We start from the raw sequence: 19,759 nt of genomic DNA, 5'->3' as shown, positions 1-19,759 counted from the left end.
CTCAATCCGCATGCGGCCCGCCCCGACTTTCCCCTCTTGCCCGTCGCAAAACTCTGCCCATGCCACCTGCCCACACCGACGCCCCCGCCTCTTTGCCTGATGCGCTCTGCTGGCGCCAGGCCATGGCCCGGCTGGCCGAAGCGATCGCGGCGCGCGGCGTGCACCCGGCCGAAGCCGTCGTGCTGCTGCCCTATGCCCAGCTGATCCAGCAGGCGCGCCAGGCCTGGGCCGCGCAGGCCGGTGACACCTTTTTTGTCCCGCGCTTTGAGACCACCATGAACTGGGCCGGCGGCCTGGGCGGCACGCTGGGCCTGTTCACGCCCTCGGGCGACGATTTGCGCATGGACGTGGCCATCGACATGCTGACCGCTGCCTCTCTGCTGGACCGGGCCGGGCTGGGCGGCCAGCAGGATGCGCTGGCCGGCCGCCTGGTCGAGGCCGCCTGGAGCCTGGCCGGCGTCGCTTCCGCCGTCATGCCGGCACGGCGTCGGGCCTGGAGCGAACGGCTCGCGCTGGCCCTGGGTGCGGGCCTGGATTCCCCGGTGCTGGCCCTCGAGGCCGCCGTGGGCCGCATCGCCCTGGCCTGGGCCGCGGCCTCTGCCTATCCCACGGACCGCCTGTTCCAGGCCCAACCCTCGCTTTTCGCCGTCCTCGAGGGCTTTCAGGCCGACCCGCTGACCGAGGCGCTCAAGGTGCATTTCGGCGAACGCTCGCTGTCCATCCCCTTGTGCATTGCCTTTGAGGCCAGCCCACCGCCCGCGCTGCACGCCGCCCAGGACGCCGAAGACGAAGCCGGCCGCGCCGCCGCTTGCGTGCTGGCCCACCTGGCGCAAGGGCGCAGCCCGGTCGCCCTGATCGCGCAGGACCGCCAGCTCACGCGCCGCGTCGGCGCCATGCTGGCCGAACGCGGCATCGCCATGCGCGACGAAACCGGCTGGAAGCTTTCCACCACGCGCGCCGCCGCCGGCCTCATGAGCCTGCTGCGCGCCTTGCCCTGGGACGCGTCCACCGACGCCGTGCTGGATTGGCTCAAGAACGCGCCGGCCTTTGAACCCATGCTGGTGACCGCCGCCGAGACCGAACTGCGCCGCGTCGGCGTGCGCGCCTGGCGCGACCTGCCGGCCTTCGCGGCCGAAGACATCGTGCCGCCGGCTTTTTTGGCCACCCAGCCGCTGGCCCTGCAGGCCAACGCGCTGCGCGCGCCCCTGGCCCGCGCCCGCCCGCTGGCCGTGTGGCTGCGCGACCTGCGCGCCGCGCTGCAGGCGGCCGGCCAGTGGGATGCGCTGGCCCAGGACGAGGCCGGCCAGGCCGTGCTCGAGGTGCTGCGGTTGTATGAAGGCGCCGAGGCTGAATTCCAGGCCTCGCCGGTGATGCGGCTCAACGATTTCACCCAGTGGGCCAACCAGGCGCTCGAAGGCGGCAAGTTCGCGCCGCCGCATCCGCCGGCCGAGCAGGTCGTGATCCTGCCGCTGCCGCAGTTGCTGGGCCGGCCCATGCGCGCCGTGGTGCTGCCCGGCTGCGACGAGATCCGCCTGCCGGTGTCGCCCGAACCCGCCGGCCCCTGGACACCTACCCAGCGCGAACTGCTGGGCCTGCCCTCGCGCGAAACCCTGGCCGCCGCGGCCCGCCAGGCTTGGCGCTACGCTTTGCAGGCGCCGCGGGTCGACGTGCTCTGGCGCACCAGTGAATCCGGTGAGCACCTGATCCCCAGCGGTTTTGTGCAGGAACTACTGCTGGCACGCGATGAGGCACCTCAAGAGACCGAGCTCGCCGCTGACCCGCGCAGCCTGCGCGCCGTGGAGATTGAGCCCACGCCACACCCCTTTCCGACTGGCGAGGCCTTGCCCCTCACGCGGCTCTCGGCCAGCGCTTATGAAGACCTGCGCCGCTGCCCCTACCGGTTTTTTGCGCTGCGCCAGCTCAAGCTGCAGGAGCCCGAGGAGCTTGAAAGCGAACTCGGCAAGCGCGACTTCGGCAACTGGCTGCACAGCCTGCTGCGGCATTTCCATGAGGCGCTCAAGACAGCGCCCACGGATGATCCAGCCGCTCGCGTCATCATGATCAATGCGGCGGCCGATCAGGCTGCACAGGAACTGGCGCTCGGCGAAAGCGAGTTCCTGCCCTTTGCCGCCGCCTGGCCCGGGGTGCGCGAGGGTTACCTGACGTGGCTGGCCGGGCATGAAGCGACCGGCGCCACCTTTGACGAAGCCGAGGTCTGGCGCGAAATGCCACTGGGTGAACTCACCTTGCTGGGCAAGCTGGACCGCATAGACCGACAGGCCGACGGCCATGCGCTGCTCATCGACTACAAGACCGAGCCGCGCGCCACCACGGCCGAGCGCATCAAGAACGGCCAGGAGGACACGCAACTGGCCTTCTACGCCGCGCTCATGAGCGACGACACCCTGGCCGCGGCTTACGTCAACCTCGGCGAAAAAGAGCCGACCAAAACCTATGAGCAAGCCGAGATCGTCGGCCTGCGCGATGAACTCATCGACAGCATCCTGACCGACATGGCCCGCATCGCGCGCGGCGCGGCCCTGCCGGCGCTGGGCGAAGGCAAGGCTTGCGATTACTGCGCCGCGCGCGGCCTCTGCCGCAAGGATTTCTGGAGCCTGGACGAAGAAGCCATGGCCGGGGAGGAGGGCGCATGACCTCACCACCCAACACCTTGATCGCCCACGCCGCCGCCTACGAATGCAACGGCGAGCCGGTCTCGGCCGATGCGTTTTACGCGATTGCCTGCGACCCGCGCCGCAGCGTTGCGGTCGAGGCCTGCGCCGGCGCCGGCAAGACCTGGATGCTGGTCTCGCGCATCGTGCGCGCCCTGCTGGACGGCGCCACCGCCGCGCCCGGGCAGCAGGTCTTGCCGCATGAGATCCTGGCTATCACCTTCACCAAAAAAGCCGCCGGCGAAATGCGTGAGCGCCTGGACGACTGGCTCAAGGCCTTCGCCCATGCCGACGACGCCACCCTGCAGCGCGAGCTTGAAATGCGCGGCGTACGGCTGGACATCGGCAGCGCCAAGGGCCGCAACGCCGCGCAGCAGCTGCGCGAGCAACTGTCCAGCCTCTACCGCTCCATTCTGGCCAGCGGGCGCTCCGTGCAGATACGCACCTTCCACAGCTGGTTCGCCGCCTTGCTGCGCAGCGCGCCGGTCGCGGTGCTGCAGCGGCTCGAGCTGCCCGTCAACTACGAACTGCTGGAAGACGACGCGCCCGCGCGCGCGTTGGTCTGGCGGCGGTTTTACGCGGCGGTCGCGGCCGATGCCGCGCTCAAGTCCGACTTCGAGGCCGTGGTGCTCGCGCACGGCCGCTTCCAGGCCGACAAGGCGCTGCAGGCCGCGCTCGATAAGCGCACCGAGTTCACGCTGGCCGATGAAAAAGGCGTGATCGCCGCCTCGGTGCAGCCCTTCACGGCGCAGTTCACCGAATTCGGCGGCCTCGACGAACCCGAAGAGCTGCTTAGCAGCAACCGTTTCCACCGGCAGACCTTGAGGGACGCCGCCATTGCGCTGGGCCGCGCCAGCGCGCCGACTTTTTCGGCCAAGGGGGTGGAGCTGGAGCAGGCGCTGACGGCGGGCGATATCCCGGCCGCCATCGCGGCCCTGCTGACCGAAAAAGGCACGCCGCGCAAGTTCGGCGAAAAAATCATCGGCATCGAACAGGTGCGCATCGCCCAGGACCTGGTGCTGCGCGTGGCCGCCGCCCGCCAGCAACACGACGCCTGGCAATACCAGCAGTGCCTGGCGCGCCTGACCCGCGTGTTGATCGCGCAGTTCACCGCCCTCAAGCGTGAACGCGGCTGGGTCGACATGAACGACGTCGAACGCGCCGCGCTGCTGATGCTGGCCGACCCTGTGCTGTCGGGCTGGGTGCAGGAGCGCCTGGACGCGCGCATACGCCACCTGATGATCGACGAGTTCCAGGACACCAACCCGCTGCAGTGGCAGGCCCTGTATGCCTGGCTCATCGGCTATTCGGGCGCGGGCACGGCCCCCAGCGTGTTCCTGGTGGGCGACCCGAAACAAAGCATTTACCGTTTCCGCCGCGCCGAGCCGCAGGTGTTCCGCGCCGCGCAGGCTTTTGTGGTGCACGGCCTGGGCGGTGATCTGCTCAGTTGCGACCACACGCGCCGCAACGCCGAAGCCGTCATAGACACCGTCAACGCCGCCATGGCCACGGCGCGCGAGGCCGACGGTTATGACGGTTTTCGCGAGCACACCACAGCCTCGGGCCTGGCCGGCGCCGTGGGCAGGTTGCCGGCTATCCCGCGCAACAAGGACGAAGAAGAAGCCTCGCCGCTGGCCGCCGGCTGGCGCGACAGCCTGACCATGCCGCGTGAACTGCCCGAAGAAACCCTGCGCACGCGGGAGGCCCGGCAGGCTGCAGCATGGATATCAGAGCAGATCGCCGGCGGGCTGCGGCCCCAGGACGTGATGGTGCTGTCGCGCAAACGCGCAGGCCTCTTGCCGCTGCAGGACGAACTGCGGGCCCTGCACATTCCCGCCCAGGTCGGCGAAAAAACAGAACTCATTGACTGCTGCGAAGTGCTCGACATGGTGGCGCTGCTCGACGTGCTGGTTTCGACGCAACATGATTTGTCCCTGGCGCGCGCGCTGCGCTCGCCGCTCTTCGGCCTGGCCGACAACGAGCTGGTGCAACTCGCGCTGCTGCAGCGCGAACACGGCGCGCCCTGGTACGCGCTGCTGCAGAAGGAAGAACTGCTGACGCCCGAACTGCAGGGCCTGGGCGAGATACTCGCGCGCTGGAAGAGCTGGCTCGACAGCCTGCCGCCGCACGACGCATTGCAAGGCATTTATGACGACGGCGACGTGTTGGCCCGCTTTGGCGCCGCCGCGCCTGCCGCGCAGCGCGGCGCGGTGCTGGCCAATTTGCGCGCGCTGCTCGGTGTGTCGCTCGAATTGGACGGCGGCCGCTACGCCACGCCCTATGGTTTTGTGCGCGCCCTCAAGGCCGGCGGCACGCAGGCGCCGGCCACCGTCAGCAGCGAGGCGGTGCGCCTCTTGACCATCCACGGCGCCAAGGGCCTGGAGGCCGATGCAGTGCTGCTGCTGGACACCGACACCGTCGAGCGCAATGCCGACAGCATGGGCGTGCTGGTCGACTGGCCCGGCGAGGCCACCGAGCCACGCAAGTTTGTGTTCCTGGTCAGCGAAAGCCGGCCGCCGGCCTGTGCCGCCGAGGCCTTGGCCGCCGAGCAGGCCGCGCGCAAGCGCGAAGAGCTCAATGCGTTGTACGTGGCCCTCACGCGTGCCCGCCACACCCTGGTCATCTCGTCCATAGAACCCTACCGCGCCACCACCGAAAGCTGGTGGCAGCGCCTGCAGGGCTTGCTGGGCGAACTGCCCGCGCCCGTGGCCGACGAAAGCGCCGGCCTGCGCCCTGAGGCGGCGGATGCCGGCGTGTTCTACCTGCCCGAACTGCGGGAGCTGCCCGAAAGCCTGATGCCCGAGCCGCCTGCTTCCGGGCATGTGGATGAGGATTCCCTGAAAGCACGCATAGGCAAGGGCATGCACCGATTGCTCGAATGGGGCGGCGCGCTGTCGCCCGAGCAGGTGGCGGCCGTGGCCCGCGAATTCAGGTTGAGCCCGGCCCAGGCCGCGCAGTCGGCCGCGCTGGCCGGCCGCATCCTGGCAGGTGAGGGCGCCTGGGCCTGGCGGCCCGAGGTGCTGGCCTGGCAGGGCAACGAGGTCGACCTGGTCTACGCCGGCCAGGCGCTGCGGCTGGACCGCCTGGTGCAGCGCAAGGACGCCGGCCATGAAGGCCACTGGTGGGTGCTCGACTACAAATCGGCCGTCGCGCCACAGCGGCAGCCCGCCCTGGTCGCACAGCTGCAGGCTTACCGCGCGGCGGTCCAGCGCATTTACCCGGGCGCGGCGGTCAAGGCGGCTTTTCTCACGGGGCAGGGAACTGTGGTCGTGGTGGAGTGATCTCACCGGCTTGCCCGGCACCCCCGCCGATTGAAAGGCACCCATGTTCAAGTTCAAGCATCTGACGGTTTCACTGGCCTTGCTGGCCGCCATTCCCCTCGCGATGGCGCAGGCGCCCGCCAACCCCACACTGCGCCTGCGCGCCACGATTGAAAAAGTCGACGCCACCAGCCTCACCGTCAGGGAACGCAGCGGCGAAGTCATCACCCTGGTGAGGCCCGCCACGATGGACGTCTCCGAGGTCTACCCGCTGGCGCTGGCCGACATCAAGCCCGGCAGCTACATAGGCACGGCCGCCATGCCGCAGGCCGACGGCAGCCAGCTGGCGCTTGAAGTGGTGGTGTTTCCCGAGGCCGCGCGTGGCACCGGCGAAGGCCACCGGCCCTGGGACTTGCGGCCCGAAAGCACCATGACCAATGCCACCGTGGCCGACCTCGCTGCCGCGCCCTCCACGGTACCCGGCGGGCAAAAACTCACGCTGCGCTACAAGGACGGTGAAAAAACCGTCATCGTTCCGCCCAACGCGCCCGTGGTCTCCTTCAAGCCTGGCAAGGCCGATGAGAACGTGTTGCTGGTGCCCGGCGCCAAAGTCATGATCACCGCGCAGGAGCAAGCCGGCAAGCCGACTGCGCTGCGCGTGATCGTCGGGCGCAACGGTTTTGCGCCGCCTATGTAACTAAAGAGGGCTTCAGGAAGCGCTTGCCAGGCGTTTTTGGGGCCGCTCGGCTGCGCGAAATTTGTGGGCGCCATGCCGCCCCCTGGCAAGCCTTCGCCGCACCCCTGTAATAATCGGCTCATCCTGTTCGCCGAAGCGCGTCTGCCCTTGACGCTTTGCCCTTCGCCACCGCGAACGTTTCGGCTTTTTCTTCTCTGCTTAACCTGTGACCGCTGCACGCGGAATCCCCTTGACACCTGGCGCATCTCCTCTTGAATCAACATCCGCCGCCGTACTGCGCGTGGCCGTCATCGGCGGCGGCCCCGCCGGCCTGATGGCCGCCGAAGCGCTGGCCGGCGCGGGGGCTGCCGTGTCCGTGCAGGTGTACGACGCCATGCCCTCGGTGGGCCGCAAGTTTTTGCTGGCCGGCATAGGCGGGCTCAACCTCACGCATTCCGAGCCGCCGCAGATATTCCTCAGCCGCTACGGCGAGCGCGCCGCGCAACTGCAGCCCCTGCTGGCCGCCTTCGGCGCGGCCGAACTGCGCGCCTGGGCCGAGGCCCTGGGCGTGGAAACCTTTATCGGCAGCTCCGGCCGCGTGTTTCCCAAGGACATGAAGGCCGCGCCGCTGCTGCGTGCCTGGCTGCAGCGCCTGCGCAGTGCCGGCGTGAAGTTTTCCATGCGGCACCGCTGGCTGGGCTGGGCCGACGACGGCGCGCTGAAGTTTTCAACGCCCACCGGCGAAGTGCTGGCGCAGGCCGATGCCGTGGTGCTGGCCCTGGGTGGTGGCAGCTGGGCGCGGCTGGGCTCCGACGGCGCCTGGGTGCCGCTGCTGGCCGCGCGCGGCGTGGCGGTTGCGCCGCTGCTGCCTGCGAACTGCGGCTTTGATGTCGCGGCACGCCCCGACAGCCCCGCGCAATTGCAAGAGGCGATCGCCGACGCCGGCGAAACCCGCCGCGAATTTTTGCAGGAGCTCATAGGCAAAAGCCCGCAGCCGCACACCGGCTGGACCGAACACTTCGCCAGCCGCTTCGCCGGCCAGCCCTTCAAGTCCGTCGCCATCCATTTCACCGACTCGCGCGGCCGCAGCTTCAGCCGCAAAGGCGAGTTCATCGCCACCACCACCGGCGTCGAAGGCAGCCTGGTCTATGCCGCGTCCCATTTGCTGCGCGACGAGATCGCCGCCCACGGCAGCGCCACCTTCATGCTGGATCTGCTGCCCGACAAATCCGCCGAACAGGTGCTGGTCGAAGTGCGCCACCCGCGCGGCTCACGTTCGCTGTCCAGCCACCTCAAGAGCCGTTTGAACCTGGACGGCATCAAGGCCGCCATGCTGTATGAACTGCTGGGCAAGGACGCGATCGCCGACCCGGCGCGCCTGGCCGCCGGCATCAAGGCCTTGCCGGTGCGCGTTACGGCTGTTCGCCCCCTAGACGAAGCCATCAGCACGGCGGGCGGCGTGATGTTCGAAGCCATGGATGCGACATTGCAATTGCAAAAGCTCCAGGGCCCGGGCCAGCCCGTGTTCTGCGCCGGCGAGATGCTGGACTGGGAAGCGCCTACGGGCGGCTACCTGCTGACCGCCTGCTTCGCCAGCGGCCGCGCCGCGGGGCAGGGCGTCATCGCGCACTTTGGCCTGTAATCCAATATTCCGGAGAAGGGGAAAGCCATGATTGTCCGTTTCAACATCGAACCCATGATGCAGGAAGAGTTCGAATACCGCGTGAGCTACGAAGGCGAAGAGCTCTTTGGTGATGCCGGCCTGGACAGCGTCGAGGCCTGCATCATCGCTGCCACCGAAGGACTGGGCCAGGATGCCATTGCGGCTGAAGTGGCCTACAAAGGCATCATCAGCGGCACGTACGCGCTCGCCTCGCTGGCACTGGCCTCGGCGCAGATCGCGCAGCATGCGCTGCAGACGACCGAGGCGATTGAAGAGGCGGCCCAATAGCTGCGCCGTTCATCTGGTGAAGCCGTACTCCATCCTCTTTGTCTGCATGGGCAATATCTGCCGCAGCCCCACGGCGCATGGCGTGTTTCAGCAGAAAGTTTTGGACCGCGGCCTCGGCGGCCAGGTGCAGGTCGATTCAGCCGGCACCCACAACTACCATCCCGGCAACCCGCCCGACGAGCGCTCACAGGCGCATGCCTCCAAACGGGGCTATGACCTCTCAGGCCTGAGGGCCCGGCAGATTTCGGACGCGGACTTCGAGCGCCACGATTTGATCCTTGCGATGGACTGGGACAACCTGGCTTTGGTGCAGGAGGAATGTCCGGCTGAGCATCTTCACAAAGTGCGCAGGCTCACGGAGTTTTGTTTAAAGCATGACAGCCCGATGGTGCCTGATCCCTACTATGGCGGCAAGGATGGCTTTGAGCATGTGCTGGACCTGGTGGAGGATGCTTGCGAGGGGTTGATGCGCCATGTTGAGTCGAGGCTGTAGTCGCATAAGGTCCTCTTCCAAGCCTCCCTTTCCCCGCCATCTACTCTATGTAGATGATGCCGTTTTTGGATCTAAAGCGCAGACTCAAGGCGCCCGTTCCGGGCCACGGGGATGCACATGAAAACAATATTGATTCTTTTGGTGCTCTGCACCATTTCGATGGGGACTTACGCAAGAGGTGGCGGCGGAGGTGGGCACCGCAGCTCGGGAAGCCACTCCAGCGGCACATCTCACCACAGCTCCTCCGGGCATGTGAACAGCCAGAACCACTCGGTACACGGCTACACCAAAAAGGACGGCACCCATGTCGCCCCAAGCCACGCAACCAATCCCAACTCGACCAGGCGCGACAACTACACGCACAAGGGAAACACCAATCCCTATACCGGCAAAGAAGGGACAAAGAAATGAAGCGGCGATTGTTTGCCGCGTGGATCGTGGCCGCGTTGGTGGGTAACGATGCGGCGGCGCGGGGCAGAAGCGGCGGGAAGCGTAGCAGTTCTGGGGGCCATAGCGGCGGTGTCAGCAGAAGCCGTGGTTGCGGGTCCAGAGGGGGGCCGGGATATCGCAAGTCGAATGGGCAATGTGCTAGCTGGAAAGATTAGGGGGAGGTCGATACGGTACTTGAGTGAACCTCAGGGCGCGCACAGACAGATATTTTGCTTCGCTGGCGTGCATGTGCGTTGTCGCTGCCACCCGCTGGAGATGCTCGCATGTTGAAGTATGTTCGGATAATTTGAATCACTTATCTCCAACATAAAATTCCACTGCTTTACTCGAGGAACAACGTAGTGATATCAAGCCTTCCGACATACGCCATTGAAGCAACGGTTTCCGTTGAAGAGTTTCGCTTGCTGCTGACAGAATCGGGTCTGGGAGTGCGCAGGCCCGTGGATGAGCCCGAGCGACTTCAGGCGATGCTCAGGAACGCCAACCTGGTGGTGACGGCCAGAACAGACGGCGTTTTGGTGGGCATTGCCAGGTCGGTCACCGACTTTGCGTTTTGTTGTTACCTCTCTGATTTGGCTGTAAGCCGCCAGGCGCAGGGTAAGGGTGTAGGTGCCGGGTTGATTCAGGCAACACGCAAGCATATCGGGCCGAATGTCAGCCTTATCCTGAGTTCTGTTCCGGAGTCGGTTGGATTTTATGAAAGCATTGGCATGGCGCCTTTGCCCAACGGTTTCTGGCAACGGCGCGAGCGGTAGATAGACGCCAATATCGAGGAGCCTGCGAGGTCACGATTCGGATGTATCAACGGGAGCTCCGAAGGAGCGCCGCTATGGATCGGAAGCCCGCAAGAGCTGCGGATTTGAAATGAATAAGGTGACGAGCCTTGACCCCGGCACTGGCTCCACAGTTAGGGCTGCTTGGTTCCCCACCTGACCCGGTTGGCCGCTTTACCATGCGGGAAGGCCCGTCACCTCCGATTGTAAGGGACTTGGGAATGACCCTTGCTTCGTGAGCATCATTTAAAGAAAGCGCACTCCGCGGGGCGATTTGCGCCAGCGGGGCCGCGGAACCGGCTTTGCCGGGCCGCAGGCGCAGCGCCCCCTCGGGGGGCAGCGCATTACACGGAGCCGAAGGCGAAGTGAAAAGCGTGGGGGCCATCTCCAGCAAATTAGAATGCCTGGATGTCCTATCTCGTCCTAGCCCGCAAATACCGCCCCAAAAATTTCTCGGAAATGGTGGGGCAGTCGCATGTGGTGCAGGCCCTGGGCAATGCGCTGGCTACCAAGCGTTTGCACCATGCTTACCTGTTCACCGGCACGCGGGGTGTGGGCAAGACGACGATTTCGCGGATCCTGGCCAAGTCGCTGAACTGCCTGGGCCCGGACGGACAGGGCGGTATCACGGCCACGCCTTGCGGCGTGTGCCAGGCCTGTACCGACATCGACAGCGGGCGTTTTGTGGATTACACGGAACTGGATGCCGCGTCCAACCGTGGTGTCGATGAAATTGCCCAGTTGCTGGAGCAAGCCGTTTACAAACCCGTCGTGGGCCGCTTCAAGGTCTTCATGATCGACGAAGTTCACATGCTCACGAACACGGCTTTCAACGCCATGCTCAAGACGCTGGAAGAGCCCCCCGAATACCTGAAGTTCGTGCTGGCCACGACGGACCCGCAAAAGGTGCCGGCCACGGTGCTGTCGCGCTGCCTGCAGTTCAACCTGCGGCCCATGGCGCCCGAGACGGTGCTGGAGCATTTGACGCAGGTGCTAGGCGTCGAGAATGTTCCGGCCGAGCCGCAGGCGCTGCGCCTCTTGGCGCGCGCGGCGCGCGGCTCCATGCGCGATGCGCTGTCTTTGACCGACCAGGCGATCGCTTTTGGCTCGGGCTCGCTCGATGAAACCAGCGTGCGCACCATGCTGGGCAGCGTGGACCGCAGCTATGTGTACCGCCTGCTCGATGCGCTGGCGCGCGGCGACGGCAAGACCGTGGTGGAAACCTCGGAGGCCTTGCGGCTCAACGGCCTGAGCGCGGCCTCCACGCTCGAAGAAATGACCACGGTGCTGCAGCGCATGGCGGTGCTGCAGGCGGTGCCGGAGATGGGCGAGGGCGGGGACGATGCCGACCCGGACATCGCCGAGACGGCGCGGCTGGCGCGCGCGCTGCCGGCCGACGAGACCCAGCTGCTGTACAGCCTGTGCCTGCACGGCCGTGGCGAGCTAGGCCTGGCGCCTGATGAATACGCTGGCCTGACCATGGTGCTGCTGCGCCTGCTGGCCTTCAAGCCCTCGGCTTCTTCGGCCAGCACCCACGCAGGGGGTGCCGCCGAGCCCGGAAAAAAGCCCCAGCCTGAGGTTGCGCGGGCTGCTGCGCTCGCGCCGGTCGCCGCACCTGCGACGGCAGCGCCGGCCCCGGCTCCTGCATTTGAAAGAAGGCCGCCTGTGGCGCCGCCGGCAGCCCAGCCGCCGGTTGCCCAGGCCGAGCGCGCGCAGGCCGCCCCCCATGTCACCACCAGCGCCCCGGCCATGCCGGAGCCGCCGCCTGTGCAGGCAGCGCCCCTGCAACAGCGCCCGCCGGCCAGCACGCCGTCCACCACACCCCCGCCGCTGGTGCCCGTGCCCCTGGGCGAAGCCTGGGGCCAGACGGTCAACCAGCTGGTCGCGGCCGAGGCCGTGGCGGCGCTGACGCGCGAGCTGGGCCTGCAGTCGGAGCTGCGCAGCCAGGACGGCGCGCTGTGGACGCTGCGGGTTGAGCGCGAGTCGCTGAACCAGGCGGCCGCGCGCGAAAAGCTGCAGACCGCTTTGCAAACCCATGTGGGCGACCCGGCCCTCAAGCTGGTGGTGGAGGTCGGCCCGGTCACCGACACCCCGGCGCGCCGCAACGGCGCCGCCGCGGCCGAGCGCCAGCGCGCGGCCGAGGAACTGATACAAAACGACCCACTCGTACAAGACATGATGCGCGACTGGGGGGCGAAAATTGTCCCCGGCAGCATACGGCCGCTGGCCGCCAAATCGATATGATCAAAGACAGTTTCCGGACACGGTTTTAACACCCCAACACTCCCCGATTTCACGATTCAAAAGGAACACGCCATGTTTAACAAAGGACAACTCGCCGGCCTCATGAAGCAGGCCCAGGCCATGCAGGACAACCTCAAGAAAGCCCAGGACGAACTGGCTTTTGTCGAAGTGACGGCCGAGGCCGGCGCCGGCCTGGTGAAGGTCACCATGACCTGCAAGCACGACGTCAAGCGCATCGAGATCGACCCCAGCCTGCTGGCCGACGACAAGGACATGCTCGAAGACCTGGTGGCCGCGGCCTTTAACGCCGCCGTGCGCAAGGCCGAGGAAGTCAGCCAGGAAAAGATGGGCAAGCTCACCGCAGGCCTCCCACCCGGCATGAAGCTCCCCTTCTAAAACTGTGGGCCCTCACGTTCGCTCGCTGCGCGTAGCTCTCTGCCCCCCGAGGGGGCGCTGCGCCTGCGGCCCGGCAAAGCCGGTTCCGCGGCCCCGGCTGATCTCGGCAGGCACACGCTTGCGCCGCATTAACTTCCACCATGGCTGATTCCAATGCTTTAGAAGGCCTGACCCAGGCGCTGCGCAAGCTGCCGGGCGTGGGCGCCAAGTCGGCGGCGCGCATGGCCTTTCATTTGCTGCAGCATGACAAACCCGGCGCCTTGCAGATCGCGCGCGCGCTTGAGCATGCGGTCAGCAGCGTGCGGCACTGCAGCCTGTGCAACACCCTGACCGAGCAGGAGCTCTGCACCACCTGCGCGAACCTGCAGCGCGACCGCAGCAAGCTGTGCGTGGTCGAGACGCCGGCCGACCAGGCGGCGCTGGAGCGCACGCTGGCCTACAAGGGCCTGTACTTCGTGCTGATGGGCAAGCTCAGCCCGCTGGACGGCATAGGCCCCAACGACATCGGACTGCAAAAGCTGTTCGACCGTGTGGTGCCCAAGGACGAGCGCGGCGAGGCCTTGCCGCCAGCCTCGCGCGAGGTGCAGGAAGTGATCCTCGCGACCAACTTCACCGCCGAAGGCGAGGCCACGGCGCATGTGATCGCCCAGGCGCTCAAGAGCCGCGGCGTGCAGGTGACGCGCCTGGCGCGCGGCGTGCCTGTGGGCAGCGAACTTGAATATGTGGACCTGGGCACGATTGCCCATGCGCTGGTGGACCGCCGCTGAGGGGCGGCGCTATTTTTTGATTGCGGCCGGGCCATGATCGCAGCGGCCGCAACGACACAACAACAAACGAAAGGAACCCACCCATGACATTCGCACGCTTCACCATTGCCTATTGGTGTGTCCTGATCGCGGCCCTGTTGCCGATCGCCTGCGCGGCGCTGGCCAAATACGGCATGATGGGCACGCCCCGGCGCGACGGCGGCTTTGACAACCACAACCCGCGCGGCTGGCTGGCGCGGCAAACCGACTGGCGCGGCCGCGCCAATGCGGCCCAGCACAACACCTTTGAAGCCCTGCCGTTCTTCTTTGCGGCGGTGATCATCGCGCACCTGCTGCAAGCCGGGCAGACGCGGCTGGACATCCTGGCCCTGCTGTTTGTGTTCCTGCGCATCGCCTACATCATGATGTACGTGGCCGACCTGGCCAAAGCGCGTTCGACCATCTGGGCGGTCGCGCTGTTCATCAACATCTGCATTCTTTTTTCCGGCTATCGCTGACGAGTGGCGCGGGCGGTAACCTTTAGTAACCGCAGCGCATGATTTTTGGTAAAAACCCGCACGGGATGACCCCGATGCGGGTTTTTTTACGTCTCGATAAGCTTGTGCCATCCACAAGAAGAGAGGCTTTGAATGAACCGCCATCCCCTGATTTCCCGCCGCGGCTTTGCCGGCGGCACTGCGCTGGCTGTGGCGACGCTGGCATTCCCATCGCTGCGCGCCCAGCCCAAACCCGAGAAGAGCAAGATCGCGATTGCGGTCGGCGGCAAGGCTGCGTTTTATTACCTGCCGCTCACGATCTCCGAGCAGCTGGGCTACTTCAAGGCCGAAGGCCTCGACATCGAGATCAGCGATTTTGCCGGCGGCGCGCGCGCGCTGCAGGCCGTGGTGGGCGGCTCGGCCGACGTGTGCTCGGGCGCGTTTGAGCACACCATCAACCTGCAAGCCAAGAACCAGATGTTCCAGGCCTTTGTGCTGCAGGGCAGGGCGCCGCAGATCGCCTTCGGCATCTCGACGAAGAACATGCCCAACTACAAGACCCTGGCCGACCTGAAGGGCAAGAAGATCGGCGTGTCGGCGCCGGGCTCGTCGACCAACATGATGGCCAACCTGGTGTTGTCGCGCGCGGGCCTCAAGCCCGGCGACGTGAGTTTTATCGGCGTGGGCACGGCGGCCGGCGCGTTGACCGCGCTGCGCTCGGGCCAGATCGACGCGATGAGCAACACCGACCCGGTGATGACCATGCTCGAGCAAAAGGGCGAGGTCAAGATCATCAGCGACACGCGCACGCTCAAGGGCACGGTGGAGGTGTTCGGCGGCTCCATGCCGGCGGGCTGCCTGTATGCGCCCCTGGAGTTTGTTCAAAAGAATCCCAACACCTGCCAGGCACTGGCCAATGCCATCGTGCACGGCCTCAAGTGGCTGCAGACCGCCGGCCCGGGCGACATCATCAAGACCGTGCCCGAGAGCTATCTGCTGGGCGACCGCGCGCTCTATCTTGCGTCCTTCAACAAGGTGCGCGAGTCGATTTCACTCGATGGCATCATTCCCGACGACGGCGCGCGCACGGCGCTCAAGGCATTGGCCAGCTTTGACCCCAGCATCAAGGCCGACAAGATAGACATCGCCAAGACCTATACCAACGAGTTCTCGCGCAAGGCCAAGGACCGATTCAAAGCCTGAACGCGCCCGCACGACCACCCCAAGCTGCCTGCCTCGCGCAGGCAGCTTGCTGTAAGCTCCCGCCATGCCGGAACCCGACAACGCCTACGCCCTGGAGCTGATCGACATCAGCTGCACCTTTCGTTCGCGCGACGATGCGGGCCAGCGCTACACGGCGGTCAGCGACACCACCTTGCGCATACGGGCTGGTGAATTCGTGTCGGTCGTCGGGCCGACGGGTTGCGGCAAATCGACACTGCTCAACATAGGCGCCGGCCTGCTCGAGGCCTCGTCGGGTGAGGTCAAGGTATTCGGCCAGCCGCTGGCCGGCATCAACACGCGCGCCGGCTACATGTTCCAGACCGAGGCGCTGATGCCCTGGCGCAGCGCGCTGGCCAACGTCATGATGGGCCTGCAGTACCGCGGCATTCCCGACGCCGAGGCGCGCCGCCAGGCGCAGGCCTGGCTGGAGCGCGTGGGCCTGGGCGGCTTCGGCGACCGCTACCCGCACCAGCTTTCGGGCGGCATGCGCAAGCGCACCGCGCTGGCCCAGGTGCTGGCCCTGGACCCGGACATCATCCTGATGGACGAACCCTTCAGCGCGCTGGACATCCAGACCCGTCAGCTCATGGAAAACGAGGTGCTGGAACTCTGGGCCGCCAAAAAGAAGGCCGTGCTCTTCATCACCCACGACCTCGACGAGGCCATCGCCATGAGCGACCGCGTGGTCGTGCTGTCGGCCGGCCCGGGCACGCACCCCATGGGCGAATTCGCGATCGACCTGCCGCGCCCGCGCGACGTGGCCGAGGTGCGCCACCAGCCGCGTTTTGTCGAGCTGCATACGCAGATCTGGAACGTGCTGCGCGATGAGGTGCTCAAGGGTTACGCCCAACAGCTCAAGAAAGCCGCCTGAGCATGTTGCACCATCTCAAGCCTTCCGAAAAAAACCTGCGCGCCTGGCAGTTGGGTTTGCTGGTCGTCATCCTGCTGGCCTGGCACGCGGCTTCGCGTGACCAGAAGATCGCGTTTTTCCTGGGTGAGCCGATCAAGGTGGCGGGCCGGGTCTGGAGCTGGTTCATGCCCTTCGGCTTCGGGCCCAGCGCATTGTTTCCCGACGGGTTGCCCGGCAATGCCGACATCTATTTGCACCTGGGCACGACCTTGCTGGAGACCGTGCTGGCGTTCGGCATAGGCACGGTGCTGGGCCTGGCCTGCGGCCTGTGGCTGGCGCTCGCGCCCACGGCCAGCGCCATCCTGGATCCCTACATCAAGGCCGCCAACTCCATGCCGCGTGTGATCCTCGCGCCGATCTTCTCGCTGTGGCTGGGCCTGGGCATCTGGAGCAAGGTGGCGCTGGCCGTCACGCTGGTGTTTTTCATCGTGTTCTTCAACGTCTACCAGGGCGTCAAGGAAGTCAGCCCGGTGGTGCTGGCCAATGCCCGCATGCTGGGCGCCAACCAGCGGCAGCTGCTGCGCACCGTGTATTTGCCGAGCGCCACGAGCTGGGTGTTCTCCAGCCTGCACACCTCGGTGGGCCTGGCGTTTGTGGGCGCGGTGGTGGGTGAATATCTGGGCTCGGCGCGCGGGGTGGGCTATCTGATCCTGCAGGCCGAAGGCACCTTCGACGTCAACACCGTGTTCGCCGGCATCGTGGTGCTGACGGCCTTCGCGCTGGTGCTGGACGGCATTGTGGGGCGGCTCGAGAAACGCCTCATGAAGTGGCAGCCGCGCAGCGGCGAGACGGAAAAGCTCTGACGCTTTCCGCATCCCCTTTCCCTGTAGCGCAAGTTCCTGTCGTCCTACAGTCTCTGGCTGCTTGCCTGCTTACAGTCAAGGCCGGACTTGCGCCATTCCGGGCCTCCTTGCCGCCGCGCAAGGGAAGGTGGGCAAGCCGGCATCCAAAACTCCAAGGAAAACGCCATGAACCTTTCTCTCAGCATAGGCCCGCTTGTTTCCCTGATCGCGGGCGTCCTGATCCTGATCATTCCGCGCCTGCTCAACTACATCGTGGCGATCTACCTGATCGTCATCGGCCTGATAGGCCTGTTCGGCGTCGGCACCCTCAAGCTTTAGCGGCGGGGGCCGCGGGCTTCAGCGTTTTTTGGATTTCACGACGGGCTTGGCCGAACCGCGCTTGACGGCCTTCACGCTGCTTTTGCCTTTGCCGCGGGCGGCCGAAGCGGCATGGCTTTTGACCGGCAGGAACACCACCACCTGGTGGCCCACCTTGAAAGCGCTGGAGGCGCTGACGTTGTTCCATTCGGCCACGCTGGCGGCGCTCAGGCCGTAGCGCTTGGCGATGGTGGCCACCGATTCGCCCTTGCGGGCCTTGACGGTGGTGCGCCGCGTGACGATTTCGGGCGCGAAGGACACCTGGGCGGTGTCGGCGATGTGGGAGGTGACGTCGTTTTCAACCTTGGCCGAACGCGGCACCAGCAGGGTGGAGCCAGCCTTGATCAGCATGCGCGGCGGGATGTTGTTGACGCCGCGCAGGTCGGCTTCGCTCATGCCGGTGCGGCGCGCCGCCTCGGCCGGGTTCATGGTGCTGGGCGCGGTCCAGGCGGTCCAGCTGGCGTACTGGCCCTGGGTGTAGGCCTCGAAGTTGCGCTGGAACACCGTGGCGTTGTCCCAGGGCAGCAGAATCTGCGGCGTGCCGGCGGCGATGATGACGGGGCGGTGCGCCGAAGGGTTCAGCGCCTTGAAGTCCTCGATCTTGACGTCGGCCAGGCGCGCGGCCAGGGCCACGTCGATGTCGCGCGTGATCAGCACCTGCTGGAAGTAGGGATGGTTTTCGATCAGCGGCAGCTCGGTGCGGAAAGCCTGCGGATTGGCGACGATGTTTTTGACGGCCTGCAGCTTGGGCACGTAGAGCCGGGTTTCCGCGGGCATGTTCAGGTCGGCATAGGTGGTGCCCAGGCCGGCGCGCTGGTTCTTGGCGATGGCGCGGCCCACGCTGCCTTCGCCCCAGTTGTAGGCGGCCAGCGCCAGGTGCCAGTCGCCGAACATGCCGTAAAGCTTTTGCAGGTAGTCCAGTGCGGCGCGGGTGGAGGCCAGCACGTCGCGGCGGTCGTCGCGGAAGGCGTTTTGCTTCAGGTCGAAATACTTGCCGGTGGCCGGCATGAACTGCCACATGCCGGCGGCCTTGGCACTGGAGACGGCCTGCGGGTTGAAGGCGCTCTCGATGAAGGGCAGCAGGGCCAGCTCGGTGGGCATCTGGCGGCGCTCCAGCTCTTCAACAATGTGGAACAGGTATTTGCTGGAGCGCTCGGTCATGCGCTGGATGTAGTCGGGCCGGCTGGCATACCACTGCTCACGGTCGGTGACGAGTTCGTTTTGCAGGTCGGGCATGGCAAAGCCGCGGCGTATGCGGTCCCAGAGCTCCTTGGGCGGCTCGGTGGAGGCGACGTTCTGGTGCGAGCCTGCCTGGCCCGGCGTGATGGCCTGCAGCGGCCCGTTGGGCAGCAGTGGTTTGGTGGCAGGGCCGCCGGTGGTCAGCACCGGGTCGCTGGGCAGGCCGGGCGCCTGGGTGGCGCAACCCGCCAGCAGTGCCGTGACGAGGACGAAGGCCAGCGAAACAAGGCGGAAAAAAGAGAAGGGGGAAGAGGCTGAAGCGGCTGAAGCGGCAGTGGTGCGGGAGTGTGGCGTCATTTGAATTGGTTTTTCCACTGCCGGATGGCGGCAAATACGGTGGTCTCGTCACGGGCCGACGCATCAAAGTGCCGGGCAGCCGCCATGATAGTGGCTTGCCGCGTTCGCAAGAAGGGATTAATCCGCAATTCCTGCGCTATCGAACTCGGCAGGGTCGGCACACCCTGCTCGCGCAGGCGCACGCATCGGGCCTGGTAGGCCGCGAGCTCGGCATTGCCGGGTTCCACGGCCATCGCAAAACGCAGGTTGCTGAGCGTGTATTCATGGGTGCAGCAGACCACGGTGTTGCCGGGCAGGGCGGCGAGCTTGTCGAGCGAGGCCAGCATCTGCGCCGGCGTGCCTTCAAACAGGCGCCCGCAGCCGCCCGAGAACAGCGTATCGCCGCAGAACAGCAGGGGTTTGCCATCCACGTCCGGCGTGTAATAAGCGATGTGGCCCGCCGTGTGGCCGGGCACGTCAATCACCTGGAAATCGAGGCCGAGCGCGTGGGCTGTGCCGCCGCCCGTGAGGTGTGTGTAAGGCTGCGGAATGCGCTCGGTGGCCGGGCCCCAGACCTGGGCGCCCGTGGCTTCACGAAGGGCATCCACGCCGCCTGTGTGGTCCGCATGGTGGTGCGTGACTAGAATCGACTCCAGTTGCAATGCGTGCTCGTCCAGGGCGCGCAGCACCGGCCCGGCATCTCCCGGGTCCACAACCAGGGCGCGTTTGCCGTCATGCAACAACCAGAGGTAGTTGTCGTCAAAAGCGGGGATGGGAATCAAATACATGCGG

At 66.2% G+C, this 19,759-nt stretch carries 18 protein-coding genes and 1 other RNA gene; 16 read left to right on the top strand and 3 right to left on the bottom strand.

Annotated features, from left to right (window positions below; translation table 11 throughout):
• Positions 1–59 precede the first annotated feature (59 nt).
• From AC1D1F_RS10100 to AC1D1F_RS10065, 8 genes are all read left to right on the top strand, one after another.
• Positions 60–2,654, top strand: a complete 2,595-nt coding sequence (locus AC1D1F_RS10100) for a PD-(D/E)XK nuclease family protein (RefSeq protein WP_477696159.1) — start codon at positions 60–62, stop codon at positions 2,652–2,654.
• Entirely contained in the window at positions 2,651–5,953 is a 3,303-nt protein-coding gene (locus AC1D1F_RS10095) for a UvrD-helicase domain-containing protein (protein WP_477678956.1), read from the top strand. The genes AC1D1F_RS10100 and AC1D1F_RS10095 overlap by 4 nt, the downstream gene beginning before the upstream one ends.
• Positions 5,954–5,996: 43 nt before the next feature.
• Positions 5,997–6,629, top strand: a complete 633-nt coding sequence (locus AC1D1F_RS10090; protein WP_477675015.1) for a hypothetical protein — start codon at positions 5,997–5,999, stop codon at positions 6,627–6,629.
• A 229-nt stretch (positions 6,630–6,858) separates the two neighbouring features.
• The gene (locus AC1D1F_RS10085; RefSeq protein ID WP_477675016.1) at positions 6,859–8,250 is read left to right on the top strand and encodes a TIGR03862 family flavoprotein; all 1,392 of its coding nucleotides are present in this window, start codon (positions 6,859–6,861) and stop codon (positions 8,248–8,250) included.
• Between the two features lie 27 nt (positions 8,251–8,277).
• Positions 8,278–8,559: a hypothetical protein gene (locus AC1D1F_RS10080; protein WP_477675017.1), complete on the top strand. Its 282-nt coding sequence runs from the start codon at positions 8,278–8,280 to the stop codon at positions 8,557–8,559.
• Positions 8,560–8,575: 16 nt separating this feature from the next.
• A complete protein-coding gene (locus AC1D1F_RS10075) occupies positions 8,576–9,052 on the top strand; it encodes a low molecular weight protein-tyrosine-phosphatase (protein WP_477675018.1) in 477 nt (158 codons plus the stop codon).
• 117 nt (positions 9,053–9,169) lie between these two features.
• Positions 9,170–9,463, top strand: coding sequence for a hypothetical protein (locus AC1D1F_RS10070; RefSeq protein ID WP_477675019.1), 294 nt, complete (start codon positions 9,170–9,172; stop codon positions 9,461–9,463).
• A gap of 440 nt (positions 9,464–9,903) precedes the next feature.
• On the top strand, positions 9,904–10,257 hold the full coding sequence (locus AC1D1F_RS10065; RefSeq protein ID WP_477675020.1) for a GNAT family N-acetyltransferase: 354 nt from the start codon (positions 9,904–9,906) through the stop codon (positions 10,255–10,257).
• 117 nt (positions 10,258–10,374) lie between these two features.
• Here AC1D1F_RS10065 and ffs read toward each other — a convergent pair.
• Positions 10,375–10,471, bottom strand: an RNA gene (gene ffs / locus AC1D1F_RS10060) — signal recognition particle sRNA small type.
• 212 nt (positions 10,472–10,683) lie between these two features.
• Here ffs and dnaX point away from each other — a divergent pair.
• The 8 genes from dnaX to AC1D1F_RS10020 all read left to right on the top strand — a co-directional run bounded on the left by dnaX (position 10,684) and on the right by AC1D1F_RS10020 (position 17,413).
• Positions 10,684–12,519, top strand: coding sequence for a DNA polymerase III subunit gamma/tau (dnaX, locus tag AC1D1F_RS10055; RefSeq protein ID WP_477696158.1), 1,836 nt, complete (start codon positions 10,684–10,686; stop codon positions 12,517–12,519).
• Positions 12,520–12,591: 72 nt separating this feature from the next.
• Positions 12,592–12,915 (top strand): YbaB/EbfC family nucleoid-associated protein, encoded by a 324-nt coding sequence (locus tag AC1D1F_RS10050; RefSeq protein WP_411882079.1) that lies wholly within the window; start codon positions 12,592–12,594, stop codon positions 12,913–12,915.
• Positions 12,916–13,055: 140 nt separating this feature from the next.
• Positions 13,056–13,682 (top strand): recombination mediator RecR, encoded by a 627-nt coding sequence (gene recR, locus AC1D1F_RS10045; protein ID WP_477675022.1) that lies wholly within the window; start codon positions 13,056–13,058, stop codon positions 13,680–13,682.
• An 83-nt stretch (positions 13,683–13,765) separates the two neighbouring features.
• Positions 13,766–14,179 carry an MAPEG family protein gene (locus tag AC1D1F_RS10040; RefSeq protein WP_477675023.1) on the top strand — a complete coding sequence of 138 codons (414 nt, stop codon included), beginning with the start codon at positions 13,766–13,768 and terminating at the stop codon, positions 14,177–14,179.
• A 132-nt stretch (positions 14,180–14,311) separates the two neighbouring features.
• Positions 14,312–15,361 carry an ABC transporter substrate-binding protein gene (locus AC1D1F_RS10035; RefSeq protein WP_477675024.1) on the top strand — a complete coding sequence of 350 codons (1,050 nt, stop codon included), beginning with the start codon at positions 14,312–14,314 and terminating at the stop codon, positions 15,359–15,361.
• Between the two features lie 64 nt (positions 15,362–15,425).
• The gene (locus tag AC1D1F_RS10030) at positions 15,426–16,253 is read left to right on the top strand and encodes an ABC transporter ATP-binding protein (protein WP_477675025.1); all 828 of its coding nucleotides are present in this window, start codon (positions 15,426–15,428) and stop codon (positions 16,251–16,253) included.
• A 2-nt stretch (positions 16,254–16,255) separates the two neighbouring features.
• Positions 16,256–17,095: an ABC transporter permease gene (locus AC1D1F_RS10025; protein ID WP_477675026.1), complete on the top strand. Its 840-nt coding sequence runs from the start codon at positions 16,256–16,258 to the stop codon at positions 17,093–17,095.
• A gap of 165 nt (positions 17,096–17,260) precedes the next feature.
• The gene (locus AC1D1F_RS10020) at positions 17,261–17,413 is read left to right on the top strand and encodes a DUF3096 domain-containing protein (protein WP_477651576.1); all 153 of its coding nucleotides are present in this window, start codon (positions 17,261–17,263) and stop codon (positions 17,411–17,413) included.
• 18 nt (positions 17,414–17,431) lie between these two features.
• Here the strand turns inward: AC1D1F_RS10020 and AC1D1F_RS10015 are convergent, their stop codons facing one another.
• Both AC1D1F_RS10015 and gloB read right to left on the bottom strand, forming a co-directional pair.
• On the bottom strand, positions 17,432–18,988 hold the full coding sequence (locus tag AC1D1F_RS10015) for a transglycosylase SLT domain-containing protein (RefSeq protein ID WP_477696157.1): 1,557 nt from the start codon (positions 18,986–18,988) through the stop codon (positions 17,432–17,434).
• Positions 18,985–19,755, bottom strand: a complete 771-nt coding sequence (gene gloB, locus AC1D1F_RS10010) for a hydroxyacylglutathione hydrolase (protein ID WP_477675028.1) — start codon at positions 19,753–19,755, stop codon at positions 18,985–18,987. The genes AC1D1F_RS10015 and gloB overlap by 4 nt, the downstream gene beginning before the upstream one ends.
• Positions 19,756–19,759: the final 4 nt, after the last annotated feature.

This window comes from Polaromonas sp. P1_H6, from assembly GCF_056405195.1.
The sequence above is the reverse complement of the archived record's forward strand: the minus strand, read 5'-3'. Positions and strand labels throughout refer to the sequence as shown.

What these genes read in the sequence shown, in the direction of transcription:
- AC1D1F_RS10090 (WP_477675015.1), top strand. Translation starts at nt 5,997, where the DNA reads ATGTTCAAGTTCAAGCATCTGACGGTTTCACTGGCCTTGCTGGCCGCC.
- AC1D1F_RS10050 (WP_411882079.1), top strand. Translation starts at nt 12,592, where the DNA reads ATGTTTAACAAAGGACAACTCGCCGGCCTCATGAAGCAGGCCCAGGCC.
- AC1D1F_RS10100 (WP_477696159.1), top strand. Translation starts at nt 60, where the DNA reads ATGCCACCTGCCCACACCGACGCCCCCGCCTCTTTGCCTGATGCGCTC.
- AC1D1F_RS10080 (WP_477675017.1), top strand. Translation starts at nt 8,278, where the DNA reads ATGATTGTCCGTTTCAACATCGAACCCATGATGCAGGAAGAGTTCGAA.
- AC1D1F_RS10030 (WP_477675025.1), top strand. Translation starts at nt 15,426, where the DNA reads ATGCCGGAACCCGACAACGCCTACGCCCTGGAGCTGATCGACATCAGC.
- AC1D1F_RS10035 (WP_477675024.1), top strand. Translation starts at nt 14,312, where the DNA reads ATGAACCGCCATCCCCTGATTTCCCGCCGCGGCTTTGCCGGCGGCACT.
- AC1D1F_RS10025 (WP_477675026.1), top strand. Translation starts at nt 16,256, where the DNA reads ATGTTGCACCATCTCAAGCCTTCCGAAAAAAACCTGCGCGCCTGGCAG.
- gloB (WP_477675028.1), bottom strand. Translation starts at nt 19,755, where the DNA reads ATGTATTTGATTCCCATCCCCGCTTTTGACGACAACTACCTCTGGTTG.
- AC1D1F_RS10070 (WP_477675019.1), top strand. Translation starts at nt 9,170, where the DNA reads ATGAAAACAATATTGATTCTTTTGGTGCTCTGCACCATTTCGATGGGG.
- dnaX (WP_477696158.1), top strand. Translation starts at nt 10,684, where the DNA reads ATGTCCTATCTCGTCCTAGCCCGCAAATACCGCCCCAAAAATTTCTCG.
- AC1D1F_RS10020 (WP_477651576.1), top strand. Translation starts at nt 17,261, where the DNA reads ATGAACCTTTCTCTCAGCATAGGCCCGCTTGTTTCCCTGATCGCGGGC.
- AC1D1F_RS10095 (WP_477678956.1), top strand. Translation starts at nt 2,651, where the DNA reads ATGACCTCACCACCCAACACCTTGATCGCCCACGCCGCCGCCTACGAA.
- recR (WP_477675022.1), top strand. Translation starts at nt 13,056, where the DNA reads ATGGCTGATTCCAATGCTTTAGAAGGCCTGACCCAGGCGCTGCGCAAG.
- AC1D1F_RS10040 (WP_477675023.1), top strand. Translation starts at nt 13,766, where the DNA reads ATGACATTCGCACGCTTCACCATTGCCTATTGGTGTGTCCTGATCGCG.
- AC1D1F_RS10015 (WP_477696157.1), bottom strand. Translation starts at nt 18,988, where the DNA reads ATGACGCCACACTCCCGCACCACTGCCGCTTCAGCCGCTTCAGCCTCT.